This window comes from Sulfurimonas sp. HSL3-7 (assembly GCF_039645985.1).
GTDB classification, from domain to species: domain Bacteria; phylum Campylobacterota; class Campylobacteria; order Campylobacterales; family Sulfurimonadaceae; genus Sulfonitrofixus; species Sulfonitrofixus jiaomeiensis.
The window spans coordinates 1864598-1889953 of record NZ_CP147919.1 but is presented as its reverse complement, the minus strand read 5'-3'; the positions used below and the strand labels follow the sequence as shown (position 1 = coordinate 1889953).

Annotated in this window: 26 protein-coding genes and 6 tRNA genes; 9 read left to right on the top strand and 23 right to left on the bottom strand. The window is 49.5% G+C overall.

The window, feature by feature from the left end; all coding sequences use genetic code 11:
• Positions 1–48: 48 nt before the first annotated feature.
• Entirely contained in the window at positions 49–945 is an 897-nt protein-coding gene (locus WCY20_RS09500; RefSeq protein ID WP_345974647.1) for a ChaN family lipoprotein, read from the top strand.
• Here the strand turns inward: WCY20_RS09500 and WCY20_RS09495 are convergent.
• The 3 genes from WCY20_RS09495 to WCY20_RS09485 are packed head-to-tail and all read right to left on the bottom strand — an operon-like array spanning position 942 to position 4110.
• Positions 942–2252: a cation:proton antiporter gene (locus WCY20_RS09495; RefSeq protein ID WP_345974646.1), complete on the bottom strand. Its 1311-nt coding sequence runs from the start codon at positions 2250–2252 to the stop codon at positions 942–944. The genes WCY20_RS09500 and WCY20_RS09495 overlap by 4 nt on opposite strands.
• Positions 2253–2285: 33 nt before the next feature.
• Positions 2286–3242: an A/G-specific adenine glycosylase gene (mutY, locus tag WCY20_RS09490; RefSeq protein ID WP_345974645.1), complete on the bottom strand. Its 957-nt coding sequence runs from the start codon at positions 3240–3242 to the stop codon at positions 2286–2288.
• The gene (locus WCY20_RS09485) at positions 3235–4110 is read right to left on the bottom strand and encodes a DMT family transporter (RefSeq protein WP_345974643.1); all 876 of its coding nucleotides are present in this window, start codon (positions 4108–4110) and stop codon (positions 3235–3237) included. The genes mutY and WCY20_RS09485 overlap by 8 nt, the downstream gene beginning before the upstream one ends.
• 196 nt (positions 4111–4306) lie before the next feature.
• Here WCY20_RS09485 and WCY20_RS09480 point away from each other — a divergent pair, with 196 nt between their 5' ends.
• Positions 4307–4888: a YigZ family protein gene (locus WCY20_RS09480; RefSeq protein WP_345974642.1), complete on the top strand. Its 582-nt coding sequence runs from the start codon at positions 4307–4309 to the stop codon at positions 4886–4888.
• A gap of 8 nt (positions 4889–4896) precedes the next feature.
• Here the strand turns inward: WCY20_RS09480 and WCY20_RS09475 are convergent, their stop codons facing one another.
• From WCY20_RS09475 to WCY20_RS09450, 6 genes are all read right to left on the bottom strand, one after another.
• On the bottom strand, positions 4897–5805 hold the full coding sequence (locus WCY20_RS09475; RefSeq protein ID WP_345974641.1) for a DMT family transporter: 909 nt from the start codon (positions 5803–5805) through the stop codon (positions 4897–4899).
• 51 nt (positions 5806–5856) lie between these two features.
• Positions 5857–6660, bottom strand: coding sequence for an EI24 domain-containing protein (locus WCY20_RS09470; protein ID WP_345974640.1), 804 nt, complete (start codon positions 6658–6660; stop codon positions 5857–5859).
• On the bottom strand, positions 6657–7214 hold the full coding sequence (locus tag WCY20_RS09465; protein WP_345974638.1) for a YtfJ family protein: 558 nt from the start codon (positions 7212–7214) through the stop codon (positions 6657–6659). Before WCY20_RS09465 ends, WCY20_RS09470 begins: the two co-directional genes overlap by 4 nt.
• A gap of 40 nt (positions 7215–7254) precedes the next feature.
• Positions 7255–8217 carry a DUF3137 domain-containing protein gene (locus WCY20_RS09460; protein WP_345974636.1) on the bottom strand — a complete coding sequence of 321 codons (963 nt, stop codon included), beginning with the start codon at positions 8215–8217 and terminating at the stop codon, positions 7255–7257.
• A 7-nt stretch (positions 8218–8224) separates the two neighbouring features.
• On the bottom strand, positions 8225–8782 hold the full coding sequence (locus WCY20_RS09455) for a LemA family protein (RefSeq protein WP_345974634.1): 558 nt from the start codon (positions 8780–8782) through the stop codon (positions 8225–8227).
• A 70-nt stretch (positions 8783–8852) separates the two neighbouring features.
• On the bottom strand, positions 8853–8978 hold the full coding sequence (locus WCY20_RS09450) for a hypothetical protein (protein WP_345974632.1): 126 nt from the start codon (positions 8976–8978) through the stop codon (positions 8853–8855).
• Positions 8979–9190: 212 nt separating this feature from the next.
• Between WCY20_RS09450 and WCY20_RS09445 the strand changes: the two genes are divergently transcribed.
• Positions 9191–10153, top strand: coding sequence for a lipid A deacylase LpxR family protein (locus tag WCY20_RS09445; RefSeq protein WP_345974631.1), 963 nt, complete (start codon positions 9191–9193; stop codon positions 10151–10153).
• Between the two features lie 14 nt (positions 10154–10167).
• Here the strand turns inward: WCY20_RS09445 and WCY20_RS09440 are convergent, their stop codons facing one another.
• Positions 10168–10857, bottom strand: a complete 690-nt coding sequence (locus tag WCY20_RS09440; protein ID WP_345974630.1) for a DUF429 domain-containing protein — start codon at positions 10855–10857, stop codon at positions 10168–10170.
• Between the two features lie 88 nt (positions 10858–10945).
• On the opposite strand from WCY20_RS09440, the gene WCY20_RS09435 reads away from it, so the two are divergent.
• From WCY20_RS09435 to WCY20_RS09425, 3 genes are all read left to right on the top strand, one after another.
• Entirely contained in the window at positions 10946–11593 is a 648-nt protein-coding gene (locus tag WCY20_RS09435) for an outer membrane beta-barrel protein (protein WP_345974629.1), read from the top strand.
• 17 nt (positions 11594–11610) lie between these two features.
• Positions 11611–11877 carry an acylphosphatase gene (locus WCY20_RS09430; RefSeq protein ID WP_345974627.1) on the top strand — a complete coding sequence of 89 codons (267 nt, stop codon included), beginning with the start codon at positions 11611–11613 and terminating at the stop codon, positions 11875–11877.
• Positions 11878–11952: 75 nt separating this feature from the next.
• Positions 11953–12354 carry a hypothetical protein gene (locus tag WCY20_RS09425; protein WP_345974625.1) on the top strand — a complete coding sequence of 134 codons (402 nt, stop codon included), beginning with the start codon at positions 11953–11955 and terminating at the stop codon, positions 12352–12354.
• A 266-nt stretch (positions 12355–12620) separates the two neighbouring features.
• Here WCY20_RS09425 and WCY20_RS09420 read toward each other — a convergent pair whose 3' ends face one another.
• The 4 genes from WCY20_RS09420 to WCY20_RS09405 form a co-directional block, all read right to left on the bottom strand.
• A complete protein-coding gene (locus WCY20_RS09420; RefSeq protein WP_345974624.1) occupies positions 12621–13691 on the bottom strand; it encodes an MBL fold metallo-hydrolase in 1071 nt (356 codons plus the stop codon).
• Positions 13692–13720: 29 nt separating this feature from the next.
• Positions 13721–14140, bottom strand: a complete 420-nt coding sequence (locus WCY20_RS09415) for a cyclophilin-like fold protein (RefSeq protein ID WP_345974623.1) — start codon at positions 14138–14140, stop codon at positions 13721–13723.
• A 28-nt stretch (positions 14141–14168) separates the two neighbouring features.
• Complete coding sequence (locus WCY20_RS09410) at positions 14169–14774, bottom strand: NAD(P)/FAD-dependent oxidoreductase (RefSeq protein WP_345974622.1); 606 nt, start codon at positions 14772–14774, stop codon at positions 14169–14171.
• A 121-nt stretch (positions 14775–14895) separates the two neighbouring features.
• On the bottom strand, positions 14896–15639 hold the full coding sequence (locus WCY20_RS09405) for an SDR family oxidoreductase (RefSeq protein WP_345974620.1): 744 nt from the start codon (positions 15637–15639) through the stop codon (positions 14896–14898).
• A gap of 223 nt (positions 15640–15862) precedes the next feature.
• Here WCY20_RS09405 and WCY20_RS09400 point away from each other — a divergent pair, with 223 nt between their 5' ends.
• Positions 15863–16750, top strand: coding sequence for a helix-turn-helix domain-containing protein (locus tag WCY20_RS09400; RefSeq protein ID WP_345974619.1), 888 nt, complete (start codon positions 15863–15865; stop codon positions 16748–16750).
• A 131-nt stretch (positions 16751–16881) separates the two neighbouring features.
• Here WCY20_RS09400 and WCY20_RS09395 read toward each other — a convergent pair whose 3' ends face one another.
• Complete coding sequence (locus WCY20_RS09395; RefSeq protein WP_345974618.1) at positions 16882–18105, bottom strand: NAD(P)/FAD-dependent oxidoreductase; 1224 nt, start codon at positions 18103–18105, stop codon at positions 16882–16884.
• 149 nt (positions 18106–18254) lie between these two features.
• Here WCY20_RS09395 and WCY20_RS09390 point away from each other — a divergent pair, with 149 nt between their 5' ends.
• Positions 18255–18584 (top strand): hypothetical protein, encoded by a 330-nt coding sequence (locus WCY20_RS09390; protein ID WP_345974617.1) that lies wholly within the window; start codon positions 18255–18257, stop codon positions 18582–18584.
• 120 nt (positions 18585–18704) lie between these two features.
• Here WCY20_RS09390 and WCY20_RS09385 read toward each other — a convergent pair whose 3' ends face one another.
• The 8 genes from WCY20_RS09385 to WCY20_RS09350 form a co-directional block, all read right to left on the bottom strand.
• A complete protein-coding gene (locus WCY20_RS09385; protein WP_345974616.1) occupies positions 18705–20330 on the bottom strand; it encodes a BspA family leucine-rich repeat surface protein in 1626 nt (541 codons plus the stop codon).
• 316 nt (positions 20331–20646) lie between these two features.
• Positions 20647–20723 (bottom strand) — tRNA-Asp (locus WCY20_RS09380).
• 17 nt (positions 20724–20740) lie between these two features.
• A tRNA-Val gene (locus WCY20_RS09375) sits at positions 20741–20816 on the bottom strand.
• Between the two features lie 17 nt (positions 20817–20833).
• Positions 20834–20909 (bottom strand) — tRNA-Glu (locus tag WCY20_RS09370).
• 39 nt (positions 20910–20948) lie between these two features.
• Positions 20949–21024 (bottom strand) — tRNA-Val (locus WCY20_RS09365).
• Between the two features lie 66 nt (positions 21025–21090).
• Positions 21091–21167: transfer RNA gene (locus WCY20_RS09360), tRNA-Asp, on the bottom strand.
• A gap of 13 nt (positions 21168–21180) precedes the next feature.
• Positions 21181–21256, bottom strand: a tRNA-Lys gene (locus WCY20_RS09355).
• Between the two features lie 67 nt (positions 21257–21323).
• Positions 21324–22421 (bottom strand): CinA family protein, encoded by a 1098-nt coding sequence (locus tag WCY20_RS09350; RefSeq protein ID WP_345974614.1) that lies wholly within the window; start codon positions 22419–22421, stop codon positions 21324–21326.
• 130 nt (positions 22422–22551) lie between these two features.
• Here WCY20_RS09350 and ileS point away from each other — a divergent pair, with 130 nt between their 5' ends.
• The gene (gene ileS / locus WCY20_RS09345; RefSeq protein WP_345974613.1) at positions 22552–25311 is read left to right on the top strand and encodes an isoleucine--tRNA ligase; all 2760 of its coding nucleotides are present in this window, start codon (positions 22552–22554) and stop codon (positions 25309–25311) included.
• The last annotated feature ends 45 nt before the right edge of the window (positions 25312–25356 follow it).

Here is a 25356-nt window from a genome sequence, read left to right as displayed (position 1 = left end):
AGCCTATTACATTATATATTCGATATCATAGCGAAAAGGAAATTAGCAATGAAGAATTTATCTCTATTTGTGGGCTTACTTCTCTTTTTTTCGGGGTGTGCCGATAAAACGGCCCTATCGCTCAACCACGATGTTAAGCCTTCTTGTACCTATTATTCACTGCAGCGTGCGGAGTGCCTGGACAAAGAGGCCTTTATCGATATATTTGAGCCCTACAGGGTGATCTTTGTCGGGGACCATCATCACAGTGCCAACGCCCATAAGGTGCTGACAGAGCTTATCGATGAACTCTCACGCCGGGGGTATAAGATCGCATTGGCCAACGAGTGGTTTACACCGCAGGACGATGCGCTGCTTAAACAGTATGTAGACGGTGAACTCGATGCCAATCTCTCCAAAGCGCTGTCGTGGAAAAAGCGTGTCGGGTATGATTTCAACCTCTCAAAACCGATCTACGATGCGGTCATCGCGAATCAGGGGGCGCTTTTCGGCATCAATATGAGTCGGGCCTTTAAAAAGAAGATATCGGATCAAAACCTCACCGGTATGAGTGAAGAGGAGAGAAAGTTCTATGATGGGCTTGATCTTAACGTGCGTGCACACAAAGTGATGCTTTCGCCCTATTTCAGCCATTGTCACAGCCTGAAAAACGGGGAGTCGCAAGCCGCGTGCAGCGAACGGATGTATCGTGTTCAGGTCGCATGGGATACGATGATGGGAGAAGAGAGTGCCAAACTTTTAGAGCGATTGGCTGCAGATGAGAAGCTGATCGTTTTTGTCGGAGCGATGCACCTGGAAAACGGACTCGGGGTCAATATGCGGTTTGCAAGAGTGTCGAATGAACCTTTCATCACGCTTCTTCCTGTGCCAAAAAAAGTGCAGCAGAACGAAGAGATAGATGCGCATCTCGGACGCAGCGATCTGCTCTATCTCTACGATAATTAGTGCGTTGCGTTTTCCAGTTCGATATCCTTTTTAAAGGCCTCTTTGTAGTAGCCGATAACAGCGATCAGGCCGATGGCGTAGACAAAGATTGAGAGCAGGATCACCCCCATGACTACCTGGGTGAACATCTCTTTATAGATAAAACTCTCCGGCAGGTGATGGACCATGATGATGGAGAGACCGCCTTTGATCCCAGAGAGGGTAAGAACGGCCCACCACCGGTAGTTGACATTGGTGATGCGGTTGCTGGCGCGGGAGATGAAAGAGAACTTCAGCATCATCAGGGCCCGTATGACAGTGGTGACCAAAAAGAGGCCTATGATCTCGTAGGTGTAGTTGAAGAGCTTCTCTAACTCGATGAGCTCGGCGAGGGTGACAAAGAGCAGGGCGTTGGCAAAGAGGGCGAAGAAAGCGATGGACTGTTTATTGGCATCGATGCGGGCTTTTGTCGTGATCAACCGCTCGCGCGAACTGAGCCTACGCTGTGTGTCGTCAGAGACGATCTCCTCGTCTTCGCTGAAACGGCTCAGATCTCTGTTGATATAGAACTGCAGCGTCATGATGGCGACGATGAGCGAGAGAATCCCCGAGACATGGATGGCATGCAGCTCCGCGATGACAAAGGCGGCGTAGCCAGCCAGCAGGATGACGATGAACTCATCGACGACGGTGTGGAGCCACCCCAGAATGATCTTGGCAATGTAACCGACGATAAAGCCGATCACGATCGAGCCGGCAAGCACTTTGACCAGTATGAACGAGACATCCACGGCAGTGATCTCTGCTCCGCCCATCAGCGGCAGACCGATAAACAAGAAGGCGATCATCGCCGTCGCATCGTTGAAAAGGGACTCTCCCTCGGTCAGTACCTTGAGCGAGTGTGGCAGCTCAAACTGCGAAAAGATGGAGCTGACACTCACGGCATCGGTGGCGAGGACCATCGCAAAGAGAGAGATGAGCATACCGACGGTGAAGGTGTAGTCATGGACCGACGCAAAATTAAGCACGATCCCTGCAATGATGGAGAGGACAACGGCGACAAAAGAGAGGTAGAAGATGGCAATGCCGTGCTTTTTAAGGTCCCGGAGTCTGAAGTTCATCGCATCCGGCAGCAGTATCAGCGGCAGAAGAAGCAACAAAATCTCGTCAAACTTTTCATGGGCAGAGAGGTTGATCAGCTCCGGCATGTAGGTGTAGGTGATCAGTGTCAGCGACATGATACCGATCGGCAGCGGAATGGAAAAACGCCGTTGCAACACACGTGAGAGCAGCAGGATCGTCAAGATCGAGATGAGGATGATGCTCATAAGACTCCTTGTCAGTTAGAAAATTGTTGGTGATTATAACCCACTTTCCTGCAAGAGTGCAAAGGCCTTGTGGTCGGCACCGCTCAGGGCGAGTTTTTCGATCTCCTCTTTGGTGTACCATGCGGCTTCCTCTTCGACCATTGAGGCGGAGAAGTAGACTTTGGCGTGGAGATGGAAGTGGGAGTACTGGTGCTTTATTTCGCCGATGTGCTGTGCTTCCTGCACTTCATCATGTTCCATGAACCCCCAAAGCCCGTTTAGAAAACGTGTCTGGCGTTGGCGCAGGGCATACCGGCCGTCATGTTTGTGGATCACGATATGTTTCAGACGGACAGGTACCTGCTTTTTTGCTCTCTTCTCGGGGTAGAGCAGCGGGCCATCCTCTGTCGCTTTGCAAATATCATTAAAGGGACAGCGGTCACAGGCGGCCTGCTTTGCCTGACAGAGCATGGCGCCGATATCCATCATCGCCTGGTTGTAGTCAAAGGGTCGCTCTTCGTCAAAGAGGCGGTAGGCCAGCTGCCACAGCTCTCTGTCGTTCGCCTTTTTGACGCCGAAGACCCGGTAGAGGATCCGCTTGACATTGGCATCCATGATGGGAACAGGGGTATGGTAGGCGAAGGCGGCGACGGCGTGGGCCGTACTCTGTCCTATGCCGGGCAGGGCGACGAGTTCGGTCACACTCTGCGGAAGAGCGTCCCGGCAGATCTGCGCAGTCTTATGCAGGTTGCGTGCCCGGGTGTAGTAGCCGAGCCCTTCCCACTGTTTAAGTACCTCGTCTTCATGGGCTTCAGCAAGTGCTTGTAGTGTCGGAAACTTCTCCAGAAAGGGAAAATAGAATCTTTCGAGTACCGTTTTGACCTGGGTCTGCTGGAGCATGATCTCGCTCACCCAGATCCTGTATGCATCACTGTTTTGGCGCCAGGGGAGGTCGTGGCGGCCGTTTTCTTGGTACCACTGATAAAGTTTTCGGTGCGCCTCTTTAAACATGGGCTTCTTTCGCGGGTCTGGTAATGAGATAGCCGCCGATCAGGATCGGAATGATGCCGAGCATCTGGCGGATACCGGGAACTTCGTCCAGGGTAAAATAGGCAAATACCAGGGTAAAGAGCGGCGGGAGGGCCAGCATGGCACTCACCTTGGTGATCGAGATGCGGTGCAGCGCTTCGATCCAAAGCACCTTGGCCAGGCCGAAGACCAGAAAACCGATGATCAGAATATAGGGCGCGGCTTTGACGAGGTTCTCCTGGGTCGGCAGCGGTTCAAAGAGATAGGCGAGTGCAAATACGGCCGGCAGCGCAATGACGTTTCTAAAGGCCAGAATGGTCTCCGAACTGACAAAGCTGCGAGCCCGTTTCTGGTAGAGGTTGGCAAAGGGGGCGATTGCTGCGGAGATCAGGATGATCAGGTCACCCCTGTTGAAACTGAGGTCATCCGGTATCAGGACGGTCAGCGCCCCCACTCCCATGAGCGCTGCGCCGGCCGTCTGCATCGGACTGAGCCTGTCACTGCCGAAGACATTGAAATAGAGGTAGGCAAAGAGAAGCTGCAGAAAGATGATGACGGCCATATTACCGGCGGTGGTGTACTGCAGGCCGATAAAGACGAGTACAAAGAGGAGGTTGATAAAAAGGGTGGTCAGCAGCAGGTCTTTACGGGCATTTTTCTGAAAAAGCTCGGGCACTTTTTTTTGATAGACGACAAGTGCTAAAAAGATGACGGTGGCGATAACGATAGCGAAAGTATAGCTGTAGATCGCGCCGATAAGGGGGATACTGAAGAGTGACAGTATCGGAAACCAGCTCTCTATAAGCGAGAGCAGCAGCATATAGATCTCGCCTTTGCGTTCTTCTTGCATTATCACATCTTTTTTGTTTGTGATTCTAGCATAATCATCAAAGGATGGGGGATTAAAATAGGGTGTAAAATAACCAGTCGTTTTAGATGTCCGCACTGTTTTTTTATCTGTCTGCTGCCCGGTGCGCCGTCGCACCCTGTTCAAGAAGCGCTTTAATCACAGTCCTCTATAACCTTGTTTGGTATAAAATCCGGTCATGTTTACAGTCACTGACCATACGCATGAGATGCTTATTGAAAAACAGTCCAAGTTCATTGCCCATCTGATACCATACGGCATCTATGATGAGGTGCTGGCATCACTCAGAGCGGAACATCCAAAGGCCCGCCATTTTGTCACGGCATTCCGCTATATCAACGAGTTCGATCAGGTCGTTGAGGGAAGCAGTGACGACGGTGAACCGAAAGGGACCTCGGGTAAACCGACCCTGGCGGTACTTCAGGGCAGTGAACTGATCAATGTCGCCGTGATCACCGTGCGCTATTTCGGGGGTACGAAACTGGGCACCGGCGGTCTGGTGCGCGCCTACTCCGATGCGGCGAACCTGGCGGTCAATGCTGCAAATCTTGTGCCCTACCAGAAAGAGAATCTCCTGGTTGTCGCATGTGCCTACAGTGACATCGGCAAGGTGGATTATATACTTGAGAAGCTGGGTGTCAAGGTGACTGAAAAAGAGTTTGACGCCGTGGGTGAAGTGATGCACCTGCAGGCACCGCAGGAGAGCTTGGACGCTTTTTTAGAAGAGGCGAAGCGACTGGTAACGATCGTCTCTGCATAAAGCCTGATCTATCCTTTTTTGACCAACACGCCACCCAGAACGATCAAACCGATACCGCAGAATGTCCAAAAGTCCGGAAAGGCATCGCCAAGCATATAGCCAAAGCCGATGGCGAAGGGGATGTTGGTGTAACTGACAACGCCGATGACCCCCGCTTTTGAGAGGCTGTACGCCTTGGTCAGCAGCCACTGCGAGAGGGTAGAGATAACACCTATCAGCAGGATAAGTGTCCAGAGTTTGACACTGTCCGGCAATCTGAAATCGACAAAGAGAAACGCGACGGCTTCGGGCGCGGCTACATAGGGTGCGATCAAAAAGAGAAAAAGCGGAAAGAGCGTCCCCGTTGTCATAAAGGAGAGAACGATCACCCTCGCATCGTAGATGTGTTTGATCTTCTTGATCGTCGTGTAGGCGGCCGCAGCAAAAAAACCTCCCAGTATCCCCAAAAAGTGCTCATAGCTAAATACCAGGCCGATCGGTTTAGTGATCAGTACCACGCCGATAAAACCGATCAGGAGGGCAGCGACCCCCTTGCGTGAGAGCTGCTCTTTGAGCAGGAAAAAGGCCAGCACCGAGACAAAGAGCGGGGAGGTCTTGTTCAGCGTTATGGCCACGCCGAGCGGGATCGTCGTGATGGTGTAGAAAAAGAGGATCATTGCGCTGAAGCCGAGCAGGCCGCGCAATATCAGCAGATGGATCTTGCCGCCGGGCAGTTTGGTCGGGGTGTGCCTGAGCATGACGAGCAGAAAGAGTACGCCTAAGAGGTTTCTGAAAAATACGATCTCGAGTGCGGAGATATCCTCGCTCAATATCTTGGCAATAGCCCCGTTGAGTGCAGAGATAAGGGCACTGACCAACATAAAGAGAACGCCCCTGTCAACCCTGCTTAGCATCACAACCCCAATTTTTTTTGACATTGTAGCACCATGAGCTTAGCGCATCATGTAGGACGACAGAGCTTAAAGGGGTTACGGTCTTCGGCTAAGAGGTGTTTCAAGCTGCGCTTTTTTACTGCGCAGGACGGTGTGCCCCAGCACGATAACGTTGAAGACGGGGGTGAACAGTGCGGCAAAAGGGATCATCGAGATGAGATAGAGCAGCAGTGTCGTAATACGGACCTTGTTCGCATTAAAGTACATCATCTGCCGGTACTCCTCTTTTAGAAGTGCTGTGGTGCCGACATCAAGCATATAGAACTTGTGAAAGAGGTAGTAAAACGGCAGGTTGATCGCCACGATGTTGAGCACAGGGATGAAATAGAGCGGGATCAAGGCGATCAGCAAGATGACCATGATGGCGATATATTTGAGCGAATGAAAGAGTGTGGTAAAGACATTCCCGTGACCGTCGAGCGTGAGTTCGGGGTAGTGACGGCGCTGCAGCTCCCTCAAGATGGCCGGCGTCAGAAAGCCGATCACCAGTATGGCGGTAAAGATGGCGACGACAAACATCAGCATCCCGCCGACGGTAAAGAGAAAGAAGCTGACCAGCCAGGAGGTGATGGAATACTGCATCAAAAACTCCAAGATCGCATTGCCGCCGACGTAGGTCTCATCACTACTCTCGGTGTGCGCGATGCCGTTCTCCTGCGTCGTCTGCATCTTTTCGATATGGATCACACTCTCTTTGAGGCTGTCCAGACCGGCATCGGCTGCGGAGAAGAAGAGGGCATAAAGTACGATTATGCTGAAGAGAAAGGGGGCAAACGCATAGGTCAGCATCTTTTTGGTCAGGAAGTCCTGAACGCTCAATGTCCAGAGGTTTGAATTCACATGTTTTCCTTGATAAGTCTGATCACTTCTTCTATTTTTTCGCCTTCTACTTTTCCGGCATGATAGAAGAGCACCTTGCCTGCCTGATCGAAGACGATGATATCCGAGTTGTCGTCGGCAAGGCCCCATTGTGAGACAAGCGCTTTGTCCATATCTTTGAGATAGAGGGTCTTTTTAAACTTTTTCTGTTTCTTTTTCAGGGCGGCGTTGATGGCAAAGTTCGGTTTCCAGGTCGCTGCCATGTTGATAATGGCAACGGAAGCAAATTTGGCGCGGTCAAGCGCTGCCGCTTTGACAGCATCGCTTAGCGCATTATTGAGATCCTTCTCATCGGGGTCAACATAAAAGAGCAGGTGAACCTTGTTTCTGAGTTCACTGCTTGACCAGGAGCTGCCGTCCAGACGGCCGCCTGCATCACCGCTAAGTGTGATTTCAGGGGGAACAGTACCGACCTCCAGTGCATTCAGAGAAAGGGTCAGAAAAAAGGGAAGCAAAAGAAGTTTTTTACATAATCCGCGCAGTAGACGATTGCACTCTGTTGTGACACTTGTCATGGGTAACGATCCTTTTAGTGTTGATGATAGCAGAAAAACACTAATGTTTAGACCAGAGTTTTTCGTTGAGTTTGAGCTCTTTGATGATGCCCGTGGCCAGGTGCAGCGTCTGGATGTAGGCCATTGCCGCCTTGTACTCAAGCAGGGATGAGAAGAGTTTGGGCTCAAACAGATCGTCATTGTAATCGATGGCGATATAGATGTGTGTTCCGCTAAAAGCGACATAGAGTTTTGCTCCGGCTCTTCTCCTTAGCTCGATCAGACGTTTCATCATCGTATGGGTCAAAATATAGCGCGACTCGATCTGGTCGCTTCCGTAGACCACAAACTCTTTTTCAAAGAGAGGATCATCCATCTTAACAAGGTCATTACGGGAGTAGTTGTTCGACTGCATCCAGTTGCCGATAAAGGAGCCGAAGGTACTCTCCGCACTGTCGGGAAGCACGACCGTATGCCCAAGGAAATGTTTGTTGAAATCGGCAACGATAAAGAGCCCCTGAAAGACGGTATGCCAACTGGTACGCCCTTTTGAATCGGTGCTTTTATGTTCGGCATGAAGGTCGGAAAACTGTAGGTTTATCCCATCCATTGTCCCTTTTACATGGTCATTCCCCCCGAAGCGGTCGATACGCTGCGTAAAAAGTTTCGCGTGAGAAAAGAGTGATTCGCTGACGTGATGGAGCGGTGCATAACGAAGGTCTGTATCGATGGCCCGGATGAGGGGTCGGATGATCTTCTGTTTGAACTCGGCGGTGTAGTCTTTGATCATAAACTTATAGACAAAACCGCCGATGCCGAAACCGGCAAAGAGAATAAAAAAGAGGGTGTCGTTGAACCCCGTGTTTTTGCCGATAACTGCCGCAATACTTACGGTTGCAATGCCGATCGAACCCAGGACGAGCGTCACTTTTGATTTGACCCTTTTTCGCTCTGCTTCGAGAATTTTGAGTTCCGGGTAGAGCTCATTGTAGTAAAAGTCGGTCAGATCATTGACACTCGCCATCCGCTAACTACTTTTTGCTGAAAAGATCGTTCACATTGACGTTTTGGCGCTCTGTCTCGGGAATAGTAAAAACTTCTTTGCGCTGATAATTCATCATCGAGGCCATGAAGTTGGTCGGGATCATCTCGATGGCATTGTTGTAGTCGGTGACCGCCTGGTTGTAGGCACGGCGGGCGGCCGAGATCTGTGCTTCGACCTCGTGAAGCGTGCGCTGCAGGTGCATGACGTTTTGATTGGCTTTGAGGTCGGGATAGTTCTCGACGGCGACCAGGATAGAGCCGAGTGCCGAGGTGATCTCTTTGTCGAGCGTAATCTTGTCATGGTCGGAGAGATCCGGCTTCATCGCCTTGGCACGAAGCTCGGTAATATTGTTCAAAAGGCCTTTCTCATGCGCCATATACTGCTGAACGGAGGAGACAAGGTTGGGAATGAGGTCATAGCGTTTTTTCAAAACAGCATCGACACTACCGGAGATATTCTCGATCTGGTTCTTCTTGCCGACAAGGGAGTTGTACATCAGCACGAGCGCAAGCAGTACGACGCCGATAATGATTAGAGCTGTCATATGATGTCCTGGTAAGTTGAAATGGCGGATATTTTATCGAAATAAAAATTAACACAGACCTGCAACGGATTTACACGGTTATCGGAAAACACCACCCCTCTGAACCGGCCTCTTTGACGACATCAATATAATCGCCTTTCAGGATGTTGCAGCGGCCGCAGATACAGAGCAGGGCATCGACGAGGTGTTCACCCATCTTTGCATCTTGATCGAAATGGTGAAGAAGAGATTTTGGCTCTTTTTTATAATCGGTATCACCCCGTGTCTGCTTGGTCGTTTGGGTCGATTGATCTGGATGAATCCATACTGCCGGAGTAAAGCGTTATAATACCGGATCAATAAGATGATGGCGGGATAGTATTGGATATCTTTACAAGAGCAGTTTTTAGAATATTTGTTCTGTTGTATATGTTAACGGGAGTAGAACTCTTTGGCGGTTCTGTGGGCGGATTTATACACAATGATGTCATATTTAAAACGGATCAGCACTACACTAACGGGCTCGCGTTGGGATGGGTGAGCGATGAACTTTCCGGTACGGGAGGGGTTGAAGCCGCTTACACCGAAGCTCTCATCTTTGTTGCAGATCTGATCCCTTTTCACACACTGGACACGGGTCGGAACTTTCAAAGCAGTGTCTTCATCAATCAATATATCGTAACTCCCAGTTTTGATGATAACGGCACGGCTGCAGATGATATTCCTTTTGCCGGCGTGCTACGGATGGGATTTGGACTTTTTGAATGGGATCGCGAGGAACTTCATTCCTATCATATTTCAGTGGGTGTCATCGGGCCGAGTGCAAAGGCGGAGGAGGTACAAAACGGTTTTCATGATCTCATCAACAATGATGCCGTAGAGGGTTGGGATAGTCAGCTGGGCAACAAAGGCTTCTTTGAGATCGGCTACGGGTATGGGAACCGCTCTTACGAATACAATTTCGCAGAGAGTTACAGAGTCGACTGGTTTAACGATTTTTTGGCGACAGCCGGCAATGCTGCAGTCGAGATGGAGCTGGGAACGCTGGTGCGTATCGGCGATAATGTCCCGGATAATTTTGTCTTCGCCTCACAGTATCTTGGCTCTTTGGGGAATGAACATATAAATGTACGGGAGCGAAACGGTGCATGGGGCTGGTCGATGAGTCTCGGTTTTGTGATGAGAGCCACCCTCTATAACTATATCATGGAAGAGGCTGAAAAGATGAGCGGACTTGACGTCAAAATGCTCAACGCGCAATGGGTCGGTAATATCAGTATGTATATCGGTGACTTTCAGACCTCGTTTGTTTTGCAACAGACCGATATCATCATTAATCAGGACATATCGAGAGAACGTTACGGCGGGTTGACTTTTATCTGGGCGTACTAGGTAAACGTCTGCTGTTATCGCGGCGTTTCGAGAATTGGAAAACACCACCCCTCATCTTTAGCTTCCTCAACGATTTGAACCGTTTCCCCTCTCAAGATTTTGTAGCCGCCGTAGACACAGAGCAGGGCATCGACAAGATGCTCATCCATATTCTGTTTCTGATTAAAATGGGACAGAAGGCGTTGCGGTTCTTTCTTGTAGTCGGCAAAACCTAATGCATGGGCGATCTGTTTGGGGTAGACCTCGTAGATGGGTACTTTTCTGTTTTTGACGCTAAGGTAGGGAAACCGGTAGTCGAAATGGTGCAGCAGGGCGACGGCTCGTGCGGTCAGCCGGCCGATGCGGTCGCCCGCCGGCGGCATCGGCCGGAGACCGAATGTTTTATAGAGGTAGTAGTCTGTGTAGCGATAGAGATAGGGGTTGATGATCTCGCCCGATCCCTCTCTCGGCGGCGTCGGCATCTGCGGGTGAAGCAGGGGCAGGGGTAGGCTCAAAGGCGCATCGACGGTGACGGCATCGACCTCCAGGCGTTCCAGGACATCGACAATGTACTCTTGACAGGCGATGTGGTCTTTGTGCTTCGGCTCTTTAAACGCTTCGAGAACCTCGACTTTCCCGTCAACGACGTTGGCGTGGATATAGGCGGAATTGCCGCTCATGCAGCCGCCCAGATCGATGCCCAGTATTTTGTAGTTTTTTTGCATGTAAAAGTGTATAATAGATGAGTTAAGGGGTACCTGTCAGATCGGTATGGGGCCGTAGAAGGTGCCACAAAAAGAAAGGAGAAAGGTCATGAAAAAAGTTATGGCGTCGTTGGCAGCGACTTTTGTACTGGTTGGTGGTGCCTATGCCGAGGGTGAGACACCCAATGACGGGAGCGGTTTCTATATCGGTGCCGGATTTGGTATAAGCGGTTATTACGCCACTTTTTTCGACAACTCCTATAACATGGACGATCCGGATAACACCTATGTGGTCAGTGCCAGCAAATTGAATGATAACGATGCAGGGTACCTTCTGTACGCCGGGTATCAGATCAACAAGATCATAGGCGTTGAGTTCTCATACACTGATTACGGCCGTTTTGAGTATAAAAAGTATCATCAGGAACCGAAGGCCGTTGCTGTTTATGCCAATGCGGGTTACACCTTTTTGAACGGTCAGTTACGGCCGTTCGGGAACCTGGGGCTTGGGTACCTGAAGCAGAATCAGTCTGACCGCTACTATGATCTGAAAGACAAGTTCGCCACGGTGCATTTCGGGATTGGCGGCGAGTATTACCCGACCGTGTTAAAGGGACTTGGTTTTAGAGCGGCCATGGAGGGAGATGTCTATGTAGACAGAGTGACAGCAGTGGACGAAGATACGAACAAGCGTTCCACGGAGTCCCTATGGCAGGAGTATTATCTCTTTTATGCCGGTGTCCAGTACAAGTTCTAAGTAGGAATGAGCCTTAGATGAAGAGTTACCGTTTCTTAATCTCCGGACGTGTTCAGGGTGTCTTCTACCGGGCCAATGTCTCCAGAAATGCGGGTGATGCAGGTTTTAGCGGTTATGTCAGAAACCTGGACGATGGACGTGTCGAAGCCGTAGTCAGTTGTGAAGAAGAGCGGCTTGCGGAGTTCCTTGCGCTGTTACGGCGCGGTTCGGAAGCCAGCCGTGTAGATGACATTGAACAGAGTGCGACAGATGAGACGTTTAGCGGTACGTTTGTCGTAAGATAGCGCCACAGTAGGCCGCACACTTCACAGTCACTTCACGTTTTCTTGTTACTGTTTCCCCATAACAAGGAGACAAAAATGAAAACCTTTATATTCTCAACACTGATAGCTTTTATGTTGGCCGGTTGTCAAGTCACATACGATTCGTATTCAGATAGGGATAGTCTGTATGTCGACGGTTCATACGGCTGGGTGGTACAGGAGTATGAACTGCCTTACTCCTACGACTACTATCTGGACGACAGCCTCTATTTTGAAACACCCTATCTGCAAGACGGCACGAAAGTGTATATCGACATCTATAATGACTACGGGTATGCCTACATCGATGTGAATGACTGGAGCATGATCCTGATAGACCAATGGTTTGACGGTGCGTATGAAGCCCACTATGTTTTCGAAGTCGGTGAAAGCGGGTACCACTATTTTCAGATCGGTGACCTTGATCCAGATACGGTCGTCCATATCTATTATCAATAAAGATGCCCACACAAACGAGGGTATCAGTAGTGAACAGTTTTATTGGATCAGGAGTGCTTTTTTGATTTTTGCTGAGGCGATACACTCGCCGATCTCTTTTTCCTTGCCTCTTTCGAATCCTGTTTTGTCGGGTTACAATAGGCGAATTATCCCTTCTTGTAAATGATTGGTAAGGATATAAGATATAGTTGGCTTCAAACAATCAAACGACCCTTTGGGTCTGATTGCCTGATTTGACAAAGATGATAATCTGCCGCCAAATATCGCTATTCCCACCATATTTCAGTAGCCTTATACTCCAGGAGAGGCACAGCTTCGCCCATTTGCGGATGGCTCAGTTCGATCCCTTTGCGTTCGGCTTCCGCCACGACCCGCTCCAGCGGTTCTTTCCAAGGGTGCATGGCCAGTTTAAAGCTGCCGTTGTGGATCGGGAAAAGCCGTCGACCCCGCAGGTCCATATGGGCCTGGACGGTTTCTTCCGGCATCATATGAATGCTTCGCCAGCGTTCATTATAGGCGCCCGCTTCCAGGAACGTCATATCAAAGGGGCCGAAGCGGTTTCCAATCTCCTTGAAACCATTGAAATAGCCGCTGTCCGCTCCGAAATAGAGGTTGGTATGGGCGCTTTTTATGATCCAGGAGGCCCAAAGGCTCCGGTTGCGGTCAAAAAATCCCCGTGCGGAAAAATGTTGTGCCGAAGCAGCTGTAATAGTTAGACTCTGATCTTCGACACTTTCCCACCAGTCCAGCTCGGTGATCTTGGACGCGTCAACACCCCAATCTACGAGCTGCGACTTGATGCCCAGCGTCGTGTAAACATGTCCGATCCGATCCTTCAGGCTTTTGATCGTCGCTTCGTCCAGGTGGTCATAGTGGTTGTGGGAGATGATGAGAATGTCGATATAGGGCATCTCATCCAGAGAGATCGGCATCTCATGAAAACGCTTCGGCCCCAGAAAAGAGATCGGCGACGGCCGCTCGGAAAAGACCGGGTCCGTCAGGATAAAACGGCCGTCCAGCCGAAACAGCAGGGTGGAATGGACTAGGCGGATCACGGAGTTCTCCGGCATATGCAACAACTCCTCCCGGGTCAGTTTGTATACAGGGATGGTCCCGGTTTCGGGGGTGGTGTCTTCGTTGTCTTTTACAAAAATCTCCCAGATGATGGAAAGTGTCTCGGTGAAACTGAGCTCTTCCTGGTCCATCTTGCTCTCGAAACGCCCATCCTTGTAGAACGATGCGCTGGAGCGCGGCTTGAGTTCTTTTTCGGAACATCCGTTCATCATGACTCCTGTGATACATAGTGCGAGTATGGCGATTTTGTTGTGTATTTTCATATGACCTCTCACATCAAGCCACTAAAGCGCTAATCGGTGGTTTCTACTTTTATCATGCCGGAGAAATCCTTGATATGTTCCATGCCCGACACCGCATGGCCGAGTTCGTACAGGCCGTTCGCCGTTCCGAAATCTTTGTAGAAGATGACGACATTTCCCCAGGGGGCGTAGTAGGCGAGCGTTCCGGTCCGCGCGTCAGCCAATGGCGTGCCGGTCGTCGACAGTTTTTTTGGAGGGTAGAATATCTTTTCATTGTGGCTGTAGTTCTCGACTTTGATACTCAGGGGAAGCTGCGCATAAAGCTCTTTTGCGGCCTGGGAGTCATTGAGTTGAAAAATCGTGGTATTGTTGTTTGCGTGGACGCTGATTTTCATCTTTTTACCTTCGTCACGGGCGGCCAGTGGAAGGGTAAGCAAAACAATGATGATCATACTCAACAGTGCTCTCATACTTTATCCTCCCGATTGGTGTTTCTGCCTAGCCCTTTGTGAGTATGTCGTGGATAACGGTATATTTGCCGGCCCATGAGCTGATGATGTCCGTCGCCGTTTGCGCACCGTAGCCTGCGGCCGAAGCGAACATGGAGGTGGCACCTGCCGCACAGCCCGTGACGTACTTTCCTTCGCCGATTATGCCGTTGTGATTTTCTATCATAACCATACCCGGACGCGGTGCACGGATATGATCGACGATCGCAGCACCGATGCCCTCTACGGCGTTGGTCTGCATGCCGTTGGCAAAAACAACGATGTCGGCTTCGAAGGTCTCTGCCGATTCGGTCGTTACTTTAAAATCCCCCGCAGTTCCGGAGACGGATGCGACGGTGCCCTGCATGATGGAAACGTTCTCATAAGCTTCTGCCCGCTGTGCCAAAGAGGCCAAAAGTTCAGGCCCCTTTGTTCCTTCGGCGATACCCGGTACGTTATGGAGTTCCGCCATATTCAAATGGGACTTTCCTGCGTCGATCACGAGTACTTTTTTATCGGCGGCAAGTTCCATCTTGGGGCCTGCCGAACCCAGAGTGATGGCGCACGAAAGGCCCGATACACCGCCGCCGATGATAATGACATCATATTTCTGCATCTTGTTCTCCTTTTAACTTGAACTATTTTAGCAGTTTATCCCGATTCGGGGATAACACGATACTGGATCATGATTGCACAATACTACAAAATGTGTGCTGTCAGTCCGGTATTAACCGAAGCTATGAGAGGTAGGCCCCTCCGCTGACAGAGAGGTATGCCCCTGTTACCTGGGCACTCTCTTCTCTTGCCAGAAAGCTGACGGCATTCGCGACATCTTCGGGTTTTGAAATCGTCTGCGTCGGCGTCATGGATCGGATGAACTCTTTAAACTCTTCCGGGGCACCTTCGGTCGCATCGGTCAAGACCAGACCGGGAGCGACGATGTTGGACGTGATACCGTGGGCGCCCAACTCCTGTGCGAGATATTTGCTGAAGGTATCGAGAGCGCCTTTGGCAGAACCGTGGGCGATAAAAGTCGGTGCAGGACTTTCCGACAAAGTACTCGAAATGAAGATAAGACGACCGAACTTCTTTTCTACCATTGAAGCCGCTGCATATTGGGCACAAACGTATGAAGCGCGCATCTCATCATTGAGTTTTTGGGAGAATTCGCCCCAGGTTTGCTCCATAAAAGGCTTCTGCGTAAAGTTCATGTTGGCATTGGAGACCAGGATATCGACGCCGCCGTGTTTGCTTTTGACCTCGTCAAACATTGCCTTGATGCTCTCTTCATCCCTGACATCTGCCTGAACAGTATAGGCTTCGCCGCCCGCATTGTTGATGGCTGCCGCCAGATCATTCGCCACCTGGGTGCTGTTGACGTAATTGATGAACACCCTGTGACCGTTTTTGGCGAGCTCTTTGGCGACGGCCGCACCGATGCCTCTCGCACCTCCGGTAATAAGTACATTTTTCTTAGACATAAGAAATCCTTTCTATTTGTGGGTTGATGGCTGTTATTGTAGCTGACGGAACGTTTTTTGGTAAGAGTAAAAACGCCTATTAATTGTCAATTTTACTTAATTAAAAAAGTAATTAACTGAAAATATTAAGAAAAAAGCTATATTTTAAACTTAAAATGGACAATACCACGTATATACGCCGTACTCTTGTTATAATGGCAACACGTTGCAATGATCAGGATCTATGATGGAACTATTGACGATGTCTCAGGTGCTGGAACGCTACAGGCAAATACATCTGGAAGAGCCGAAGTTTGGCATGAATGTCCTCTCAGACGACTTTCGGCCACACGACATCGTCATCCTCCAGAGTAACTCCCAAAGAAAAGAGGGGGTGCCTGTCCGGTGTGATTTCTATACCATGGTTTTCTGTCTGACCGGCGGTTCGATCCGGTATGTCAACCAGTTCGAATACACGATCAATGCCCACTCGCTGCACCTGTTGCCGCCGGAAAGCATCCATTCGTTCAAAGACACGTTCGATACGACGCAATATTATGTGCTTCTCTTTGAGAGAGACTTTCCCGAAGAGGCGGCACTTTTGGATTTTCATGACAGGCAGCTCGAAAGTGTTGATCTGGAACTGTCGCTGTTCACTAAAGTCAAGGAGATCTTCGAGGAGATCGAGAGTGAACTCAAAAGAGACGAAGAGGACAATTACCTCTATGCGAAACATCTGTTGAATCAGCTGTTGTTGATCTTGAAAAGAGAGAAATTAAAACTCAGGAGTGATACGCTTAGAACAAGAAGCGATGTCATCTGCAGCCGGTTTCTCTCGCTGCTGGAAGAGAATTTCAAAAGTATGAAACGCGTCGATGACTATGCATCGCTGCTCGATCTGACCCCGAAATACCTAAGTGAAACGGTCAAAGGAAAACTGGGAAAAAGCGCCTTGCATTATATTCATAAACGCATTATAAAAGAGGCCAAGTATCTGCTGGTCTATACCGACAGGAGCATCAACAGTATTGCACTGACGCTGAATTTTCATGATGCTTCTCAGTTCACCAAGTTCTTCAAACAGAAAGTCGGTAAAAGTCCGAAACAGTACCGAATAGATAATTCTGATTAATGTCCGTTTCTACTTTCCAACACGTTGTGCAACACTTCTCCGGCAACCTCGGCTTTCCGATGGCCTACACGCTCTTTTATCACCGCGACAAACGCATGGTGTTCAAAGAACCTGATTGTTGCTCACGGATCTTAGGTCCGTGCCATCTCTTTTCCGGCGATCATCCCGCTCGCCCAGGCGAAGTTGAAGTTGTAGCCGCCGCGGCGTCCGACGATGTCGATCACCTCGCCGGCAAAGTATAGCCCTTCCACTAGCTTTGATTCCATTGTCTTGTTGTCTATCTGCGCCGTACTGACCCCGCCGCCGCTGACCTCGGCATGTTTGAAACCATGCGTATCGATGATATCGAAGCGCCAATCCTGGATGAGATGGGAAAGCTTTTTGATCTCTTTTGTCGTCAATTGCGAGGCCGGGATGTCAGGCCGGATACGGGCACTTTGCAAAAGGTGGGGGACGACCTTTATGGAGAGAATACCGGTAAGTGCCGTTTCAAGCGGATGGTTCGGTACCGCGACAGTCAGTTTTTCTATCAGAGTGCCGAGGGCCTGGCGGTTGAAGCGGGGCAGCAGATTGATGCCCACAGCAACATGTTGGTACTCCATCAGGGCCAAGGACGCCTTTTGGCTTACATCCAGGATCGCCAATCCGGAGATACCGTAGCGTGTGAAGAGGATGTCGCCCTGGACCTTCTCTTCGGGTCTGCCGTTGAGGTAGAGTGTCACTTCCGCCAGGGTTTTGACTCCGGCCATCTTATGGTGGATCGTTGAGTCAAGATGCAGCTGCACGAGAGAGGGGTAGGGCGGCTCTATTTCGTGGCCAAAGGTTTTGGCAAAATCATAACCGTCACCTGTTGCGCCAAGCTGGGGTGCCGCTTCCGATCCTGTGGCGATAAGCACCTTGTCATAAGCTGCTTTCTCCTGATCCGATTCGATGATGAACTGCTTGCCCTCTTTGGCGATACCCGAGACCCGTTTTTCAGAGACGATTTTTACCCCGGCCTCTTTCACAGCTGTCTGAAAGGCGAGTACGACGGACTTGGCTTCATTGGAGAGAGGGTAACAGCGTCCGTCATCTTTGATATCGAGAAGCAGACCGATCGTTTGGCAGAACTTCTCAAACGTTTTAAACGGCATCTGTTGCAAAGCATAGGCGCTAAAGCCCGGATCAGCACCAAAATAGTCATCCCTACAGGCTGTCGTATTGATGATATTGCAACGCCCGTTCCCCGAGGCCAGGATCTTCTTGCCGACACTTTTGTTGTGCTCATAGATCGTGACATCGGCACCGGCTCTTGCAGCGGTCAGTGCCGCCATTAACCCGGCTGCACCTCCGCCAATTATGGCAACTTTATTCATGGCAACATTGTAGCTACTCGATACTTAGTCAGATGTAACATTGAACGCTCTGTCGCGTTGTCCGCTTATGCACAATTATAAAATTTAATGGATAATAATTATAAAAACGGTGTATAATCGTTTTAAACACATTAACTGAAGGACCTGCCATGAAAGAAAAAAAATCAGCCGAAGCCCAAAAACAGACAAAAGAGGAAGAACTGACGAAAGCGCAGACACAGATCGATTCATTCAAAAAACAGCTGGCTGAGCTCAATCTGAAAGAAAAAGTGGATGGTCTCAGTGCTGATGCGAAGAAGATCTATGAAGAGCAACGTAAAGAGCTTGAAGCGCTCATCGATGAGATTGAGAAGAAGTTCAAAGAGCTGAAGACAAAAGCAAGTACAAACTGGCAGGAGACAAAGGAGTTTGTCGAGCTGACCAATAAGGCGTTAAAACACTCTTTTAACTACTTTATGTCCCACTATAAGAAAAAATAATTCTCCAAAAGAGAGGGGCGTGGCCGACGTTGCCAAATGTGGACCGGCCTTCTGTCTTCGCAAGAAGTCGGCTGATTGCATCGACGTCAGCCGGCGTGACTGACCCGGAAATCACGGGATTTACGGAAATGTCGGTTTCGGTAATACCCAGCTGGTTGCAACGGCGTCAAATTCAGTATGATCTGTAACATTACTCACGTTCCAATCTGATAAATTCTGATCAAATGCAGTAGCAGCAAAGAACATTCTTGGCATAAGTTTTACGCTTGAAACGTTCCATCCTGAGATGTTTTGATTAAATGCAAGAGCAGCCTCAAAAAGGGACGTCATATCTGTAACATTTGAAGTATTCCAATCCCCTATATACTGGTCAAATACGGTGGCGGCATTGAGAAGCTGATTCATCGTTTTTACACGTGAAGTGTCCCATGATCCAATATGCTGATTAAATGCCGTGGCACTATAGAACATGCCGTTCATGGTTGTTACACCTGACGTATCCCACGCATCGAGATTCTGATTAAACGCATTGGTATGAGCAAACATATAAGCCATAGTGGTGACCTTCGCAGTATTCCATGATCCGATGTCCTGATTAAACACTTGGGCAGTATCGAACATATGGGACATCGTAGTCACCTTTGAAGTGTCCCAAGATCCGATATCCTGGTTAAACGCTCTGGCATTGTGGAACATATAGTCCATACTGATAACATTCGAAGTATTCCAGTCGCCGATATCCTGATCAAATACTTTAGCTGCGTAGAACATCAAACTCATGTTCGTATCGTTCGCGGTGTCCCAATCGCCGATATCCTGATTGAATGCTGCCGCAGCGTAGAACATTTCACTCATATCGGTGACATTTTCTGTATTCCATAAGGATATATCAACATTAAACGTCAGCTTCCCATAAAACAGTCTGTGCATATCTGTCACCGCGTCTACTACGGCATACTTGATCTTTCTTTCAAGGTCTTTTGTCGTTGCAGCGTTAGCATCAGCGGTATAGTTGGCATCATAGTTAGTGATCAAAGCATCCAATGCGGCCCTGTCGGCGACGGTAAAGTCGGTATCGAGCAGGGATTTGATACTGTTGAGTTCCGACTCCATCGTGCTGACAGAACCGCTGAAGGCGTTTACTTTGGCCAGTAGCTCCCTGAAGATAGGCTGTTTAACCGGTGATCTTTTGATCTCATCGATAAAAGCGGTGAGATTGGTGTCGGTACCGGCATTGAAGTTCGTTGTCAACCGTTCTTTAAGCAGTGATGCACCGTTGGGATATTTAAGCATCGCGTAGCAGAGTTGGGCGAATTTGGCCACTTCGACATTGTCGGTTTCGACATAATCAACGGCCAACTCTGCATCACTCAGTCCGCCCAGCAGGATCTCAATATTGGATCTGACGGCAGCATCACCATCAATGATGGTCGTTATGGGGGAGATGATCGTGCCGCTAGCAGCACTCAGGTTGACGTCGAATGCTGCATTCGTATCAACCAGCTTGGCACTGCCGACGGTCAATGAGATGGGGTAGACCGGGGTTGATGCAAAAGTATAGAGTCCAATTGTTCCATTGCGCTCTGTTGCGACCTGCCCGTTGGCATCGGTTACATTTCCATCTTTGATATAACCGTCGAGGACTGTGACCTCACTTGATGGTGAATGATCTGATGAACCGTCACTTTTAGAACACCCGGCCAAAAGGCCAATTACTAATAAACCGATCAAGTATTTGGCATACATGATAACTCCTCGCCTACACCTAAAAATACACGCTTAATAAATATGGCGGAAACTAACTTAAATTGATATTCATAAATAAACTATGGTTTGAGAGCGTGAAAACTTTAATGTTTGTTGTCCGGACTGTCTGTTTGAAAGGGCAAAAGCAGTGGCGCGGTGGACAATATGGCAGAGAAGGGTGCTGTTAGCACGCTTTTTGGCTAAAGTGATATTAATCAAGAGCGTAGCGAAACATTGTCAGCGAAGCGAGTTTGATGTCGATGTTTATGTATGCGAAAAATTTGTTTGGATTGTATGTTTGAATAGGAAAATGTAGTGGCGCGGTGGACGGGACTCGAACCCGCGACCCCCTGCGTGACAGGCAGGTATTCTAACCAACTGAACTACCACCGCGCATGTAACAATAAAAATGGTGGGCATTACAAGACTCGAACTTGTGACATCTACCTTGTAAGGGTAGCGCTCTACCAACTGAGCTAAACGCCCGTTTATAATCTACTTTATGGCGACCCCTAAAGGATTTGAACCTCTGTTCCTACCATGAAGTGATAGTGTCCTTGGCCACTAGACGAAAGGGTCAAGTATCAAGCACATATAAACGTACAATTACGTTTTCAATGGTGGGCACTACTGGACTCGAACCAGTGACATCTACCTTGTAAGGGTAGCGCTCTACCAACTGAGCTAAGCGCCCAAAATCTTGCTTTTAACTTTAATTTACAGTAAAGAAAAAATCAACAATTTTGGAAAAAATTCCAAATGGCGCGGTGGACGGGACTCGAACCCGCGACCCCCTGCGTGACAGGCAGGTATTCTAACCAACTGAACTACCACCGCAACCGTAAAAAAATGGTGTCCCGTGATGGACTCGAACCATCGGCATCCTCATTAAAAGTGAGATGCTCTACCAACTGAGCTAACGGGACTCACAAACCAGCTACTGCTGTTGTGAGGCGAAATTATAGGCAAAAGATTCTGCGATGTCAAGAGAATTTAGAATTTTTTGAAAAAAACTTTTTTATCGCCCAAAATGAGCATCTTCAAGGCAGTGAGCGCGCTCTGCTGCTGGATGTAATTTCGATCGCCCTTGAAGTGACAGCGCACGACATTTTCGTAGTTTTTGGATTTGACACCGATGACAACCGTACCGACAGGTTTCTCTGGGCTTCCGCCATCAGGTCCCGCAACACCGCTGATGGCAAGTGCATAATCCGCCTTGGCGACATTCAGCGCACCTTCGCACATTTCGGCGACCACCTCTTCACTGACCGCACCATGTTTGACCAGGGTCGCATGGTCAACCGCGAGCCAGTTCTCTTTCAAGATATTGGAATAGGTGACCAACGAGCCTTCAAATACGGAGGAGACACCGGCGTGGGAAGTAAAGTAATAGGCGAGCAACCCACCCGTACAGCTTTCTGCGAGTGTGATCTTCTGCTGCGTCGCCAGTGTCGCATCAATAATATGCTGGACCAGGTCTTCCGTCACGATGATCTTTGCAGGATGCCTCTCCTGTGCAATCTGAATAAACTTGTCAATCGATCCAAATGTGTTGCATGTTACGCTCACTTCCACCCACCCTTCTACTATTTGCGAGAAAGCAAGGGAGACATCAAATTGTCTGGAAAGCGGTTTCAAGGCTTCGATCACCTCTTTGATCGGTGTCTCGAAAAAGTGCAGTTTCTGTTGTGCAGAGGGGAGCGTGATCAGAAGTTCTGGAATCTCCTGAGACTCCTGCGCCTGTATGACATTGATGGCACTTGTATTGATATCGAGGCGATAGCTGTTTTCAACGCATGTTTCACATTGCGAGGGGATGAGCATCTGCTTTTTCAAGACCAGTTTGTCTCCCAGAAGGGTGCAGAGCAGCTTACCGACAAGTGTAAAGCTCTTTTTACTGGTAAGAATATAGAGCATCTCCTCGTCTTTTAGCCTCTTTTCAAGGTCGCCGAAGAAGTTGCGGTCAGCTTCCCGATAATACTCAATAGAATCAAGCGCCATCCCATCCGTTTCGATCGTTCGGATAATATAGTCTCTAAAAGCCTGGTTCTGGATAAATATATTGCCGATGAAAATAAGACGATTTTTCACATTAAGTCCATTGATAAACTTGCTTAGGTGACCGTAAACAGCGTCAGGTAATAGGGAAGTATAGCACAGCGTCAGCCCTTTTTAAACCCTATAAGGATATAATCCAAAAATTTTAGAAACAGAGGGTGTAATGGATTACAAAGAGACTTTGTTATTGCCTAAAACAGATTTCCCGATGCGCGGAAACCTTGTTCAGAACGAACCAAAACGCTACGGCGCATGGGATGCGGACAAGATCTATGAACAGATGAAGAAAAACCGTGAAGGTGCCGAGCCGTTTACACTGCATGACGGACCGCCATATGCCAATGGACATATCCATATCGGCCACGCCCTCAACAAGATCTTAAAAGACATCATTATCAAATTCAACTACTTTAACGGCAAGTCTGTCCGTTTCACGCCGGGTTGGGACTGCCACGGTCTGCCGATCGAACAGCAGGTCGAGAAAAAACTGGGCGGCAAACAGAAGAAAGAGCAGTTGAGTACCGGCGAGGTGCGTAAACTGTGCCGTGAACATGCGGCGAAGTTTGTCGATATCCAGCGCGACGAGTTCAAGACACTCGGTATCCTGGCCGACTGGGAAAAACCTTACCTGACAATGGACTACAAGTTCGAAGCGAACATCTACCGTACGCTTTGCGACGTGGCGAAAAAAGGGCTGTTGATCGAACGCTCCAAACCGGTCTACTGGTCATGGGCGGAACGTACCGCTCTGGCCGAAGCCGAAGTCGAGTATGAGGACAAAGAGTCCCACTCCATCTATGTCGCTTTCGAACTGAGCGACGAATCCAAGGTGCGTATGGGCATCGAAGGCAAAGCGGGTCTGGTTATCTGGACAACGACGCCGTGGACGCTGCCGGCAAATACCGGTATCTCCCTCAACCCGGATGAGAAATATGTGCGTACAAGCGACGGCTATATCGTCGCGGAGAAGCTCTACAACGAAAACATCGAAAGCGGTGTCTTCAGCGGCGAAGTGGTTCAGACCTTTGATGCGAAGAAGTTTGAGAACCTTCATGCGGTCAACCCGCTCAACGGCCGCTCTTCGCATATCGTTCTCGGCGAGCATGTCCTGATGGACAACGGTACGGGCTGTGTCCACACGGCACCGGGCCACGGTGAGGATGACTACCGTGTCGGTCTGAAGTACAACCTGGACGTGATCATGCCGGTCGATGAGACAGGCTGTTATGATGAGACCGTAGTCCGTGAAAGACTCTTTCCCAACCCGGAAGAGTTTGTCGGCAAACATATCTTTAAATCGAATGAGCCGATCCTGGAGATGCTGGGTGAAGGGCTGTTAAAAGTCAGCAAGTTCACCCACTCCTATCCGCACTGCTGGCGTTCGCATACACCGCTGATCTTCCGTGCAACGAAGCAGTGGTTTATCGCCGTTGATCAGAAGCCGGAAGGTGAAGAGCGTACGCTGCGTGAGATCGCGCTCGAAGAGATCGAAAAGACCTCATTCTATCCGGAGACGGGCCGCAAGCGTCTGACCTCGATGGTCGCCAACCGTCCGGACTGGTGTATCTCCCGTCAACGTGACTGGGGTGTGCCGATCGCACTGTTCCGTGTCAAAGCGACCGGCGAAGTGATCCTCGACGAGAAGGTCCTGAACTTTGTGGCGATGATCTTTGAGATGCAGGGCTCTGACGCCTGGTATACAATGGATATTGCAGAGCTGTTGTACCCGGGTTCGGGATATAAACCGGAAGAGCTTGAAAAAGTGACGGATATCCTCGATGTCTGGTTCGATTCGGGTGCGACCTGGAATGCGGTTATGAAGTCGCGTAATTACAATGCCGGAAAATACCCTGCCGATGTCTATCTTGAAGGAAGCGACCAGCACCGCGGCTGGTTCCAGTCGTCACTTTTCCTGAGTACGGCGGTAGAGCACAAGGCACCGTACAGTGCACTCATCACGCACGGATTTACCATGGATGGTAAAGGCGAAAAGATGAGTAAGTCCAAAGGGAACGTGCTTGCACCGGACAAGGTGGTCAAGCAATATGGATCGGAGATATTGCGTTTTTGGGTTGCGATGACGGATTACCAGAATGATCAAAAGATCTCTGACGATATTTTGAAGCAGATCGCCGAGCAGTACCGCAAGCTGCGCAACACTTTCCGGTTCCTGCTTGCGAACATCGATGATCTTGAGACAATCCTGCCGTATGCGGAGATGGGTGTTCTTGACAGATGGATCGTCTCCAAGGCACAGACCGTTTTCGATGAGGCGCACAAGCAGTTCAGTGCCTACAACTTTGTCGGGGGCATGAGCACGCTGAACAACTTCATTGTCAATGAACTGAGCGGTATCTTTATGGATATCACCAAAGACAGGCTCTACTGCGACGCCAAAGATGACCTGCATCGCCGTGCATCGCAAAGCGCGATGGCGATGATCACCCAATCGCTTCTCGGTCTGATCGCGCCGATCCTGACCTATACGGCGGATGAGATCATGGAGAGTGCGCCGGCCGTGATCAAAGGCGGGATGGAAAATATCTTCGATATGACCTATACGCCGATCGATGTCGAATACTCTCTCTTTGAAGAGTTCTATATGGTCAAAGCGCGTGAAGGTTTTTCCGAAGTCGTCGATGCGCTTAAAAAAGAGAAACGTATCAAAAGTACGCTTGAACTGGTGATCTACACGTCATCAGAAAAGATCAAAGCGCTGCCGGAAATCGAAGCGGAAGACTGGTTCGTCGTCTCCGGCATCAAGGACGGTGAACCTGCCGAAGCACTGGGTGAGTTCACGGTGGATGATGACAAGTTCGTCATCGCGCTTGCAACCGCTGCAAAATGTCCACGCTGTTGGAAGTTCCACGCTCACGATGAAGAGAGTCTGTGTGAACGCTGTCATAAGGTCATGAATGCCTGATATGACCCAGCCTGTCAGTGCGACAACGGTCGTCGTGACTATTGT

Excerpts from the sequence above, each read along its gene's own strand:
- WCY20_RS09410 (WP_345974622.1), bottom strand. The coding sequence starts at position 14,774 with ATGCAGAAATATGATGTCATTATCATCGGCGGCGGTGTATCGGGCCTT.
- WCY20_RS09405 (WP_345974620.1), bottom strand. The coding sequence starts at position 15,639 with ATGTCTAAGAAAAATGTACTTATTACCGGAGGTGCGAGAGGCATCGGT.
- WCY20_RS09440 (WP_345974630.1), bottom strand. The coding sequence starts at position 10,857 with ATGCAAAAAAACTACAAAATACTGGGCATCGATCTGGGCGGCTGCATG.
- WCY20_RS09395 (WP_345974618.1), bottom strand. The coding sequence starts at position 18,105 with ATGAATAAAGTTGCCATAATTGGCGGAGGTGCAGCCGGGTTAATGGCG.
- WCY20_RS09455 (WP_345974634.1), bottom strand. The coding sequence starts at position 8,782 with ATGACAGCTCTAATCATTATCGGCGTCGTACTGCTTGCGCTCGTGCTG.
- mutY (WP_345974645.1), bottom strand. The coding sequence starts at position 3,242 with ATGTTTAAAGAGGCGCACCGAAAACTTTATCAGTGGTACCAAGAAAAC.
- ileS (WP_345974613.1), top strand. The coding sequence starts at position 22,552 with ATGGATTACAAAGAGACTTTGTTATTGCCTAAAACAGATTTCCCGATG.
- WCY20_RS09425 (WP_345974625.1), top strand. The coding sequence starts at position 11,953 with ATGAAAACCTTTATATTCTCAACACTGATAGCTTTTATGTTGGCCGGT.
- WCY20_RS09480 (WP_345974642.1), top strand. The coding sequence starts at position 4,307 with ATGTTTACAGTCACTGACCATACGCATGAGATGCTTATTGAAAAACAG.
- WCY20_RS09485 (WP_345974643.1), bottom strand. The coding sequence starts at position 4,110 with ATGCAAGAAGAACGCAAAGGCGAGATCTATATGCTGCTGCTCTCGCTT.
- WCY20_RS09465 (WP_345974638.1), bottom strand. The coding sequence starts at position 7,214 with ATGACAAGTGTCACAACAGAGTGCAATCGTCTACTGCGCGGATTATGT.
- WCY20_RS09400 (WP_345974619.1), top strand. The coding sequence starts at position 15,863 with ATGATGGAACTATTGACGATGTCTCAGGTGCTGGAACGCTACAGGCAA.
- WCY20_RS09500 (WP_345974647.1), top strand. The coding sequence starts at position 49 with ATGAAGAATTTATCTCTATTTGTGGGCTTACTTCTCTTTTTTTCGGGG.
- WCY20_RS09495 (WP_345974646.1), bottom strand. The coding sequence starts at position 2,252 with ATGAGCATCATCCTCATCTCGATCTTGACGATCCTGCTGCTCTCACGT.
- WCY20_RS09390 (WP_345974617.1), top strand. The coding sequence starts at position 18,255 with ATGAAAGAAAAAAAATCAGCCGAAGCCCAAAAACAGACAAAAGAGGAA.
- WCY20_RS09460 (WP_345974636.1), bottom strand. The coding sequence starts at position 8,217 with ATGGCGAGTGTCAATGATCTGACCGACTTTTACTACAATGAGCTCTAC.
- WCY20_RS09435 (WP_345974629.1), top strand. The coding sequence starts at position 10,946 with ATGAAAAAAGTTATGGCGTCGTTGGCAGCGACTTTTGTACTGGTTGGT.
- WCY20_RS09415 (WP_345974623.1), bottom strand. The coding sequence starts at position 14,140 with ATGAGAGCACTGTTGAGTATGATCATCATTGTTTTGCTTACCCTTCCA.
- WCY20_RS09445 (WP_345974631.1), top strand. The coding sequence starts at position 9,191 with ATGTTAACGGGAGTAGAACTCTTTGGCGGTTCTGTGGGCGGATTTATA.
- WCY20_RS09430 (WP_345974627.1), top strand. The coding sequence starts at position 11,611 with ATGAAGAGTTACCGTTTCTTAATCTCCGGACGTGTTCAGGGTGTCTTC.
- WCY20_RS09450 (WP_345974632.1), bottom strand. The coding sequence starts at position 8,978 with ATGGGTGAACACCTCGTCGATGCCCTGCTCTGTATCTGCGGCCGCTGC.
- WCY20_RS09420 (WP_345974624.1), bottom strand. The coding sequence starts at position 13,691 with ATGAAAATACACAACAAAATCGCCATACTCGCACTATGTATCACAGGA.
- WCY20_RS09385 (WP_345974616.1), bottom strand. The coding sequence starts at position 20,330 with ATGTATGCCAAATACTTGATCGGTTTATTAGTAATTGGCCTTTTGGCC.
- WCY20_RS09475 (WP_345974641.1), bottom strand. The coding sequence starts at position 5,805 with ATGTCAAAAAAAATTGGGGTTGTGATGCTAAGCAGGGTTGACAGGGGC.